General features: G+C 67.8%; 11 protein-coding genes, 1 tRNA gene and 1 pseudogene. 10 read left to right on the top strand and 3 right to left on the bottom strand.

Annotated features, from left to right (window positions below; all coding sequences use genetic code 11):
* Positions 1-82 precede the first annotated feature (82 nt).
* Positions 83-1,006, top strand: a complete 924-nt coding sequence (locus G6048_RS11950) for a ribosome-inactivating family protein (RefSeq protein WP_165339467.1) — start codon at positions 83-85, stop codon at positions 1,004-1,006.
* A 136-nt stretch (positions 1,007-1,142) separates the two neighbouring features.
* Here G6048_RS11950 and G6048_RS11945 read toward each other — a convergent pair whose 3' ends face one another.
* On the bottom strand, positions 1,143-1,640 hold the full coding sequence (locus G6048_RS11945; RefSeq protein ID WP_165339466.1) for a MarR family winged helix-turn-helix transcriptional regulator: 498 nt from the start codon (positions 1,638-1,640) through the stop codon (positions 1,143-1,145).
* A 237-nt stretch (positions 1,641-1,877) separates the two neighbouring features.
* Here G6048_RS11945 and G6048_RS11940 point away from each other — a divergent pair, with 237 nt between their 5' ends.
* Together G6048_RS11940 and G6048_RS11935 are read left to right on the top strand one after the other, a co-directional pair.
* Complete coding sequence (locus G6048_RS11940; RefSeq protein WP_165339465.1) at positions 1,878-3,098, top strand: cytochrome P450; 1,221 nt, start codon at positions 1,878-1,880, stop codon at positions 3,096-3,098.
* 22 nt (positions 3,099-3,120) lie between these two features.
* On the top strand, positions 3,121-3,327 hold the full coding sequence (locus tag G6048_RS11935; protein WP_165339464.1) for a ferredoxin: 207 nt from the start codon (positions 3,121-3,123) through the stop codon (positions 3,325-3,327).
* Between the two features lie 13 nt (positions 3,328-3,340).
* Here the strand turns inward: G6048_RS11935 and G6048_RS11930 are convergent.
* Positions 3,341-3,548, bottom strand: a pseudogene (locus tag G6048_RS11930) (LuxR C-terminal-related transcriptional regulator); the annotation flags it as partial.
* Between the two features lie 120 nt (positions 3,549-3,668).
* Between G6048_RS11930 and G6048_RS11925 the strand changes: the two are divergent.
* The 3 genes from G6048_RS11925 (at position 3,669) to G6048_RS51785 (ending at position 5,341) form a co-directional block, all read left to right on the top strand.
* A complete protein-coding gene (locus tag G6048_RS11925) occupies positions 3,669-4,256 on the top strand; it encodes an NHL repeat-containing protein (protein WP_165339463.1) in 588 nt (195 codons plus the stop codon).
* Positions 4,253-4,795, top strand: a complete 543-nt coding sequence (locus tag G6048_RS11920; RefSeq protein ID WP_165339462.1) for an SMP-30/gluconolactonase/LRE family protein — start codon at positions 4,253-4,255, stop codon at positions 4,793-4,795. The genes G6048_RS11925 and G6048_RS11920 overlap by 4 nt, the downstream gene beginning before the upstream one ends.
* 129 nt (positions 4,796-4,924) lie before the next feature.
* Positions 4,925-5,341 (top strand): hypothetical protein, encoded by a 417-nt coding sequence (locus tag G6048_RS51785; protein WP_408056131.1) that lies wholly within the window; start codon positions 4,925-4,927, stop codon positions 5,339-5,341.
* Positions 5,342-5,417: 76 nt separating this feature from the next.
* On the opposite strand, the gene G6048_RS11905 is transcribed toward G6048_RS51785, so the two are convergent.
* Positions 5,418-5,496 (bottom strand) — tRNA-Thr (locus G6048_RS11905).
* Between the two features lie 176 nt (positions 5,497-5,672).
* On the opposite strand from G6048_RS11905, the gene G6048_RS11900 reads away from it, so the two are divergent.
* The 4 genes from G6048_RS11900 (at position 5,673) to G6048_RS11885 (ending at position 10,256) form a co-directional block, all read left to right on the top strand.
* Complete coding sequence (locus tag G6048_RS11900) at positions 5,673-7,079, top strand: RNA-guided endonuclease InsQ/TnpB family protein (RefSeq protein WP_165339461.1); 1,407 nt, start codon at positions 5,673-5,675, stop codon at positions 7,077-7,079.
* Positions 7,080-7,500: 421 nt separating this feature from the next.
* Entirely contained in the window at positions 7,501-8,637 is a 1,137-nt protein-coding gene (locus G6048_RS11895; RefSeq protein ID WP_165339460.1) for an ABC transporter ATP-binding protein, read from the top strand.
* 270 nt (positions 8,638-8,907) lie between these two features.
* A complete protein-coding gene (locus tag G6048_RS11890) occupies positions 8,908-9,408 on the top strand; it encodes a hypothetical protein (protein ID WP_408056130.1) in 501 nt (166 codons plus the stop codon).
* A 116-nt stretch (positions 9,409-9,524) separates the two neighbouring features.
* Complete coding sequence (locus tag G6048_RS11885; protein ID WP_165339459.1) at positions 9,525-10,256, top strand: nucleotidyltransferase family protein; 732 nt, start codon at positions 9,525-9,527, stop codon at positions 10,254-10,256.
* The last annotated feature ends 49 nt before the right edge of the window (positions 10,257-10,305 follow it).

Below are 10,305 nucleotides of genomic sequence, written 5' to 3'. Positions count from 1 at the left end.
CTGGTGGAAGGGACGTGCCAATCAACGCTCCGGTTGCAAGCGTCGGTCAGGCACGACGCTCATTGCACACAAGGAGAAGCACATGAGTCCTGACATCGTTGTAGGCAGCCCTCCGGGCGGCCGACGCACCAGAACGACCATCGCCACCGCCGGCGCGGTACTGCTCGCGCTGCTCCTGGCCCTGCTCAGCCCCCTCGGTGCGTCCAAGGCCTTCGCGATCGACGACCCGGAGGACATCAACTGGGACATCAGCGGAGGCCGGAGCAGCTACCAGCAGATGATCAACGATGTCCGCGGCCGAGTCAACGAGCAGGCGATCTACGGCAACGGCGCACAGACGGTGTGGGCCACCGAGAAGGCCACCGACGACTTCTTCCTCGTCAACGTGTACGACGGGCCGAACCTGCTGACCCGGATCGTCATGAACGCCCACAATCTGTACGTGCAGGGCTACTACAATCCCCGCGACCGCACCTACCGCTACACCTCGGACGCGACCCTCCAGAACGTGAACTGGCTGCCGTCTTCGTCCACGGAACCGAACTCCGCAGAGGTGCTCCCGTTCTCGGGCAGTTACACCGCCAGCAATGGCCTGCCCGGCTACGCCGGCCAGACCAGAACGACGCCGATGTTCTCCACCCGCGATCTCCGGGACAACGCGAACGCGCTCAACAACCCGCCAGTCGCAGGCAACGACAGGAATGCCGCAGACCGCGCCAGGGCCGGAGCGCTCCTGTGGTTCGTGGAAGCCATCGCCGAGGGTGCCCGGTTCCACGCCATCTCCGACCGGATCATCAACGGCTGGACCGACGACTGGGGATACCGCTTCGATGACTCCGACGTGGGCCTGGTGACCAACTGGCAGGTGATCGGCGAAAACCTCCAGCGGCGACTCGACGGCACCGGTGTGGCGCCGGCCGCCCCGCAAGGGCGGTACGACTTCAGCACCATCGCCTCCACCGTGGCCGTCCTCGCCCTTGCCATGTGGTGGTCCCCTACCTCCTGACCGGCAGACAGCCTGACGCGTCGGCCCTCGGACGGCCCGCCGGAGAACACCGGTGGCCGCCCGAGGGCGCTGCCGTGCGATGCCAGGCGGGTCCACAGTGGCCGAACCCACCCGGGCGCGAGGAACCGGCTACGAGTCAGTCACGCGTGTGCTGCTCGTCGGTGCCCTGAGGCGTCGGTCGCGGCCAGGAGCGGCCCGTGATCCGTTCGATGTCGGTGTTGAACTGCCGCAGGTCGGCGACAAAGCGCTGCAAACGCTCGGGCTGCCACTCGGCGACGACCTGGGTCAGGCCGTCGATGATCTCCTCGCGCTGCGCGGCAAGGCGCTTCATGCCCTCTTCGGTGAGCCGGAACTTCCGGGCCACCCCGCCGTCCGGATCCAGCGTCCGCTCCACCAGGCCCTCCCGCAGCAGCGCCGAGGTCTGCCGGGTGAACGTGGAAGCGGCGAGCCCGAACGCCTCGACGAAGTCCGGGATCGACATCGGTCCCTGGACTTCCAGCCTGCTGAGCAGCGCGTAGGCGCTACGGTCCAGGGCGCCCCCGCCGCGTACGCCACGCGGTGTCGACGACTCCCGGTTCCGCGTCAGGATCAGCAGCTCCCGCTCGATGCGCTCCCCCGCCTCTCGGGCATCCACGCCGATCTCCCTTGCCTGCACAAACGTTGGCGACAGGTGCGCTTGCCCGCGTCACCGTATCTCCACCCTACGTCGATAATGCGCCATGCATGGAAAGTGCATGATGCACTATTGATGCATCATGCACGACGTACGTATCGTGCAGCACCGTGAACGAGCCGTCGTCGCCGTCGTCGGCGTCATCGGCACCGTCGGCACCGCTGTCGCACAACACCTCCCCCCACGAGGAGACGCCAGATGAGCCAGAACGACCAGGTCATCCATCTGCCGATGCCCACCGACGGACCACTGGAGCCACCGGCCGAATGGGAACGGCTGCGCGGCCAATGCCCGGTGGCCACCGTCGAACTCCCCAGCGGAGACACCGGCAAGCTCCTCACCCGTTACGACGACGTCAGAAACCTCCTCACCGACCCCCGCTTCGCCCGACCCACCACCACGGACAACGGCGCCAGGGTCGCCCCCGAAGGTGCAGGTGGCTCCGCCGCCACCGGCGACTACGAACTGGCCATCCCCGAAAACGGCGAACCCCACCTCAGGTGGCGGCGACAGGTAGGCAAGTACTTCACCGCCAAACGCATGAGGGCACTGCGCACCGGCATGACGAAGACGGCCGAAAGCCTCATCGACGACATGGTCGACCGCGGCCGGCCCGGCGACCTCAAGGCAGCCCTCGGCTTCCCCCTCCCGGTCTACGTCATCTGCGACCTGCTCGGCGCCCCCGCCGAGGACCGCGAGCGCTTCTCCTACTGGTCCGACGCCTTCCTGAACGTCACCCGCTTCTCGAAGGACGAAACCCGGGCCGCGCACGCCGAGTTCATCCAGTACATGACCGACCTCATCGCGGCCAAGCGCGCCGAGCCCGGCGAAGACCTCCTCAGCATGCTGATCAAGGAGAGCGAGGCAGAAGGCGAGGGAATGACCGACCCCGAACTGCTGAGCACCGGGATGGGCCTCCTGGTCGCCGGCCACGAGACCACCGCCAACATGATCGGCAAGATGATCGCCATGCTCCTCGCGGACCGCTCCCGCTGGGAACGCCTACTGGCCGACCCCTCCCTGATCCGCACCGCGGTCGACGAAGCACTCCGCTACGACGCCAACCTCGGCGGCTTCGGCATCCGCCGCTACCTCACCGAAGACACCAACATCAACGGAGAACTACTCCCGAGCGGCACCACCGTCTTCTGCGCCCTGCCCTCCGCCAACCGCGACAAGAACACCTTCACCAACCCAGACGAAATGGACCTCACCCGCACCCCCAACCCCCACCTGACCTTCGGCGCCGGCCCCCACTCCTGCCTCGGCCAATCCCTGGCCCGCACCGAACTCCAAGTCGTCCTCGAAACCCTCCTCCACAAACTCCCCACCCTCGCCCTGGCCGTCCCCACCGACGAACTACAGCGCGTAGAAGGCCTACTGGTCGGCGGCCTCCGCGAGGTCCCCGTGCGCTGGTAGCGCAGGAAGGAGGCCAAGGAACGTGAAGATCAGCGTGGACGAGACCAAATGCTGCGGCGCCGGCCAATGCGCCCTGATCGCCCCCGACGTCTTCGACCAACGCGACGACGACGGCATCGTCACCCTGCTCGACCCAGAACCACCCCAGGACCACCACTCCACCGTCCGGGAAGCGGCCGCCGTCTGCCCGGCCGCCGCCATCACACTCGACGACATACAAGACGCATGAACTGACGCATAAACTAGGTAAGTTCAAGCAGCCCCCGGCGGCCCACCCTCCGACACCGCCGCCGCTCCGTTGTCCGCGCTCAGCTTGCGGTAGATGCGTACGAGATGGGTCTTGACCGTCGCCTCACTGAGGAACAGCGCCGACGCGATGACACGGTTGCTCAGGCCCTCGGCCAGCAGCCGTACGACCTCGATCTCGCGTCGGCTCAAGTCCTCGGCGGGACCGACCACCTGGCGCTGCGACGAACAGGGACGCGGAAGGCTGGGCCCGAGCCAGCCAGACCGGATCAGGGCGCCGGACGCGGCGGCTGACCTGCGGGATCAGGCGGGGGCGCCTTGGTGATGGCTGGTCTCGTGGTCGTCCAGCGCGGCGCGCGGCGTCCTGGGCAGGAGTGCCGCGAGGACGAGGGCCAGCAGCACGAGCCGTCCGGCTCGCAGAACAACTCCACGGGACGCAGGCGGAAGAAGTCCCTGCCACAGGTCCTGGCTCCCGTCCTGACCGCGCTGGTGATCGCCGGTCTGTCCGCCGTTCCGGCATCGGCCGGAACGCTCCCCGCGGCGGACCGGTCCAGGCCGGTCCTCGCCATGGACTCGGCGAAGCCCATCCCCCAGGTGATGCGGCTGCCGAACGGGTTCTCCCCCGAAGGCCTCGCCATCCACAACGGCGCGGCCTACACCGGCTCGCTGGTCGACGGCTCGATCCAACGCATCGACCTGAAGACCGGCGTCGCCAAACAATTCGCCCCATCACCCGGCCCGCACAAGATGGCCTCCGGCATGGCCATCGACCGCTTCGGCCGACTGTGGGTAGCCGGCGGTGGCGACGCCTTCGTCCCCGGCACCATCCCCGGCTTCCGGGTGTACGACACGCAGTCCGGCACGCTGCCGGCCGACATCACCGTCCCCGACGCCGCCTACCTCACGACGTGACCGTAACCCACAACGCGGCCGGGCTCACCGACAGCCGCGGCCCCGCCCTCATCCGGGTACCGCTCAAGAACAACGGCAAAATCGGTGCGCCCCAGAAGGTGGTACTGAGCGGCGACTGGGCCCCCACCAGCACCGGCTTCAACGCCAACGGCATCGCCGCCACACCCGACGGCAGGCACCTGATCGTGGCCCAGTCCGAGACCACCGAGGGAGGCTCGGCCCTCTACCTGGTGCCCACCGGCACCGCCGGGACGGTCGACGCCCGACGGATCACCCTGCACAGCACCTGGGAGGGGGCCGACGGTCTGCAGCTGATCGGGCAGACCCTGTACGCGGCCAGCCCCCAGGGCGTGACCGAGATCAAGCTCTCCCGGTCGCTGACCGCCGGACGGGGCCTTGGCGCGACCCAGGTGCCGGACGCCGCATGGCCGACCGCGGCCAAGGCGTTCGGCTGCCGTCTCTACGTGGTCGACGCCAACTTCTCCAACGTCGGCAATCCGGCCGCGGAATTCAAGGTGCTCGCCATCCCCCTTCCGTAAGGCCATCATCGCCGCTCCTGATGTACGGCCCGCCGACCCCGGGCCGTACAACCGGGGCTCTCTCCAGCCCGGGGACTACTCGACCAAACAATGCAGCGACGCGAAACACTCCACGCCAGAGGAGGCGAAGTGGCCGCATACACGTTGGCCCACGGAGCACGACTCGTCAGCCCGCGCGACGTATGCCCGGACCTCGATCTGGTCCGGCTGTCGTACAGGCAGGCCCGCGCCTTGCTCGACGTGCACATGCCCGTCGGCGGTACGGTGGCGAAAGCCGGCTTGTCCGGTTCGCCACCCAGGCGGTTCAGGCGCAGCGCCAGCCGCCACGCCTCCGGCAGGAGGCCCCCTGTCAACCATGTCCTGTGCGGGCTCGCCGCCAATACCGCCCTGCCGCCGGAGCTGGTGGACCGGCTGATCGAGGTCGCGGACGCCGATATCGTCTCGGAACTCGCAGGCCCCGCGGACCTCATCCATACGCAGGCGTGGTCGCGTTGTACTCACGCGTCGAGGAGAGCGGCATACGGCTCGCCCGCGAGGGCCGGCTGACCGCCCCCGCCGCGGGACCGCGACCGTAGATGAAGCTACGAACTCACGGGCCCCGCAGGCAGGTTGTCCATATCCATGGAGCCCCCTGTCGGATTCGAACCGACGACCTGCTCATTACAAGTGAGCTGCTCTGGGCCGGACTGAGCTAAGGAGGCATCGCGCACTTCAACGCCGTGCACGAAGGCGGCTCCACTGTACACAGAGCCCGTTTCCCCAAGCCACGAAGTTCCCCCCTCCACGCGATCCAAAGACGGTGCGTAACCATCCGTGCACCCGTTCGTTGATCGGTCTGACGTGCTGTTGTGGAGATCGGATCGCTGGGGAGCGGATCATGGGGGAGTCGGCGGAGAACTCGAAGCCGAAAGCGGTGAAGGGCGAGGAGGCCCAGCGCATCAAGCGTGAGGCGCTCGGTATCGGTGACCGCCGCAAGCACCACGCGCGCAAGGCGACTCCGCTGAAGGGGCATGTCAAGGAGCCCGACACTCACCATCGCCTGTACCGGTTCCGCTTTTATCCGACGGAAGAGCAGGCCGAGCAGTTGGCGCGAACGTTCGGTGCGTGTCGGTGGGTCTACAACGAGGGGCTGGCTCTGCGGTCCGGGGCCTGGGAGCGGCACCGCGTGAATGTGGGCTTCGCAGAGACGTGTCGAGCGCTGACCGGCTGGAAGCAGGCCGAGAAGTTGGCGTGGTTGAAGGAGGTGTCGTCGACGGTGCTGCAGCAGTCGTTGCGGCATCTTGAGCAGGCGTTCAGCCGGTTCATCAAGGGTGAGGCGAAGTATCCGCAGCGGAAGAGGAAGGGGCGGTCTCGGGATTCGGCGACTTATGTGCGTACGGGCTTCAAGTGGGTCGAGGATTCTGAGCGGCCTGGTACGGGGCTGATCACGCTCGCCAAGCAGTCGCGGCCGCTGGACATCCGCTGGTCGAGGGCGCTGCCTGCGGGGGCGGTCCCGGTGCGGTTGTCGGTGATGCGGGATCGGGCGGGCCGGTATTTCGTGTCCACGTTGGTGGAGGAGCGAATAGCGCCGCTGCCCGCCGTGTTCGTGCCGGGTTCGCGGGCCCCGAAGGCGGTGGGGCTGGATCTGGGTCTGGCGTCGCTCGTCACTCTGGACGACGGGACGAAGATTGATCACCCGCGGCTGCTGAAGCGGTACGCGGAGAAGCTGGCGCGGTTGCAGCGGGAGCTGCACAAGAAGGTGAAGGGTTCCCGGAACCGGCAGAAGGTCAAGCAGAAGATCGCACGTCTTTACGCGCTCATCAGTGACGTACGCCGGGACATGCTGGACCAGTTCACGACCCGCCTCGTGCGCGAGAACCAAGTGCTTGTGGTGGAGGACTTGTCCGTCGTGACCTTGCTGCGGTCAGCGCGCGGCAGGGGGAAGCGTCGTAAGGCGAGGCTGAACGAAGCGATCACCGATGCCTCGTGGGGTGAGCTGTTGCGGCAGCTGCGGTACAAGTGCGAGTGGTACGGCCGGACGCTGGTGATCGTCGACCGCTTCTTTCCCTCGACCCGGCGGTGTTCGGCCTGTCACGCCAAGGGACCGAGGATGGACGTCTCGGTCCGGGAGTGGACCTGCACGGAGTGTGGCGTGGTCCATGATCGTGATGTGAATGCCGCCGTGAATCTCCGGGATGAGGGGATGCGGCTGTACTGGCTGGTGGCAGCCGGACTGCCACCAGGGAAGAAGACGCCGACGGTGATCAAGGCGTCGGAGCTGGAGAAGTGTTTGCTGGCCGCGTAGGAGTGGCCGGTGCAGTACGGACCGACGGGCCGTCGGCCGGAATGCCTGTGGAGTCCGCGTGAGACCGGGCGTGCGCAGCTCACTAGGGCTGTGTGCGGTCGGCAGTGGGCGACGAAGCAGGAAGCTTTGAGACATGGTCAAAAGTCACGTGCTCTTGCCTTGCCCGAGGCATGGTCAAAAGTGCGTCGCTCTGGCCTGACCGGGGCGTGGCCAAAAGTGGGGTGCTCTTCCTGTCGAAAATTTCCGCGAAGTCCACAGCCCCCCGACTACTGACAGACCAGCCAACCGCCAGGTACCGTCCTGACCCAGTCCGCCCTGTGTGGACTGAACCACAACACCACAACGGAATCACCCGTAGTGGCACCACCTTCCACAACGGATCGTCCGGCACGTTCCTGCCGGTAGAAGGGGGCCCATCACCATGGCCACTGTCTCGTTCAACAAGGCGACTCGCATCTATCCGGGTGGCGACAAGCCCGCCGTCGACCAGCTCGAGCTCGATGTCGCGGACGGCGAGTTCCTCGTCCTCGTCGGTCCCTCCGGCTGCGGAAAGTCCACCTCCCTGCGCATGCTCGCGGGTCTTGAGGACGTCAACGCCGGCTCGATCCACATCGGTGACCGCGACGTCACGCATCTGCCGCCGAAGGACCGGGACATCGCCATGGTGTTCCAGAACTACGCGCTGTACCCGCACATGACGGTCGCCGACAACATGGGCTTCGCGCTCAAGATCGCGGGCGTCAACAAGGCCGAGATCCGCCAGAAGGTGGAGGACGCGGCGAAGATCCTGGACCTCACCGACTACCTGGCGCGTAAGCCGAAGGCGCTCTCCGGTGGTCAGCGGCAGCGTGTCGCGATGGGTCGCGCGATCGTGCGTGAGCCGCAGGTGTTCCTCATGGACGAGCCGCTGTCGAACCTCGACGCCAAGCTGCGTGTGTCCACGCGTACGCAGATCGCGAGCCTCCAGCGCCGTCTCGGCATCACCACCGTGTACGTGACCCACGACCAGGTCGAGGCCATGACGATGGGTGACCGGGTGGCCGTACTGAAGGACGGTCTGCTCCAGCAGGTCGACTCGCCGCGGAACATGTACGACCGGCCGGCGAACCTGTTCGTCGCCGGGTTCATCGGCTCGCCGGCCATGAACCTCGTCGAGGTCCCGATCACGGACGGCGGCGTGAAGTTCGGCAACAGCGTGGTGCCGGTCAACCGCGAGGCTCTGTCGGCCGCCTCGGACCGCGGCGACCGCACCGTCACGGTCGGCGTCCGTCCGGAGCACTTCGACATCGTCGAGCAGAACGGCGGCGCCGCGAAGGCCCTGACCAAGGAGAGCGAGGACGCTCCGGCGGGCCTCGCCGTCTCGGTGAACGTGGTCGAGGAGCTGGGCGCCGACGGTTACGTCTACGGCAGCGCCAAGGTCGGCGACGACACCAAGGACCTGGTCGTCCGCGTCAGCGGCCGCGCGGTCCCGGAGAAGGGCGCCACGCTGCACGTCGTGCCGCGGCCGGGCGAGACCCACGTGTTCTCGACGTCCACGGGTGAGCGTCTCACCGACTGAGGCACGCGACCGAGGCACGCGGCTGGGCACCTTCACTGAAGGCGCCCGTACCGGGTGAATTCGCCCATGTTGACGGAAGGGGCCCCGCAGCTTGCTGCGGGGCCCCTTTTTGCCGGGTTTTGGTCGGTGTTTCGTTGTCGACAAATACCCCGGCAGAACGGTCATATCGACCCGCGTACGTCAACTTCGCGCCTGAATTTGAGCGTTGACCGTCGCTCGAACTGATTACCAAATGTCGCCAAATCATTACCCCGCGCTACCCTCACTCGCGTGAAGCACTCCACTAACCCCTCGACCAGTCCCTCGAAGCGGCACGGCCGTCGCCCCGCCGGCCGCCCGACGCGGCACAGCCGCGGTCCTGCCCACCGAATCGGCCGTACTCTCGCCCTCGTCCTGCCCGTCGTCCTGGTGCTCTCCGGGACTCTCGCGGTCGCCACGGTCCCCTGGTCGAGGAGCGGCTCCTCGGGCTCGGTGCTCGCCGCCTCCGCCGAGAAGGCGTCCTCGCGTCCCGCCTCCCGCGCCCCGCAGGACGTGCTGCGCGACCAGCTCCTGCTCGAGCTGCAGGAGAAGGACGCGGGGGTGGCGCTCACGCATCTCCAGGAGGCGGTGAACGGCCGCCCGTCGCTCGCGAGGCACTGCGCCTCCATCGCCCGCGCGCTGGGCCGTGCCGCCGTGAACAAGTACGGCCCGTCCCGTGCGCAGTCGTTCTCCCGCCCCGTCTGCGACACGTCCTTCGCCACGGGCGTCGCCGGCGTCGGCGGGCAGGGCTGAGGGGCGGCCGGCTGACCGGCCGGGTGACACCGGCCCGACGGCCGACACAAGCCCCGGACAAGCCCCGTAGAAGCCCCGTAGAAGCCCCGAGCGGGGCGCGACGTACAGTGCCGGTCATGAAGCATCCGAGCGCCGCGTCGCGCCCCGTTCAAGCCGTTGTCCTGGCCGGCGGCCAGGGCTCGCGGCTGCGTCCCTACACCGACGACCGGCCCAAGCCGATGGTCGAGATCCCCGGCACCGGGACCCCGATCATCGGCCATCAGCTGGCCTGGCTCGCCGAGGAGGGCGTGACGGACGTGGTCATCTCGTGCGGCCATCTCGCCGAGGTCCTCCAGCAGTGGCTGGATTCGGCCGAACTCCCCGTCCGCGTCACCACCGTGGTCGAGAAGGAGCCCCTGGGCCGCGGCGGCGGCCTCAAGTTCGCCGCCAAGCACCTCCCCCACCCGGACCGCCCCTGGTTCGCGACGAACGGTGACATCTGGACCCGTTTCTCGCTGCGCGACATGGCGGACTTCCACACCGAGCGCGACGCGGTGGCGACCCTCGCGCTGGCTCGCCCCCGCATCCCGTGGGGCGCCGTCGAGACCGACGACTTCGGTCACATCACGGACTTCATCGAGTCCCCGCCGACGTCGTACGAGATCAACGCGGGCGTCTACGTCTTCTCCCCCGAGTTCACCGACATGCTGCCCGACCTCGGCGACCACGAGCGCACCACGTTCCCGCGTCTGGCCCGCGAACGCCGCCTGTTCGGCTGCCCGATCCCGCAGGGCGCGTACTGGCGCGCCATCGACACCGCGAAGGACCTGACGGAGGCGGCGAAGGAGCTGGCGGCACTGGGGCGTTGAGCCTCGCGGCTGTGCGTACGCCAGTTGTACGTAGGTCACGTCAGCTGTA

Origin of the sequence: Streptomyces ureilyticus, from assembly GCF_011045025.1 — a bacterium.
Taxonomy (GTDB): Bacteria; Actinomycetota; Actinomycetes; order Streptomycetales; family Streptomycetaceae; genus Streptomyces; species Streptomyces ureilyticus.
The sequence above is the reverse complement of the archived record's forward strand: the minus strand, read 5'-3'. Positions and strand labels throughout refer to the sequence as shown.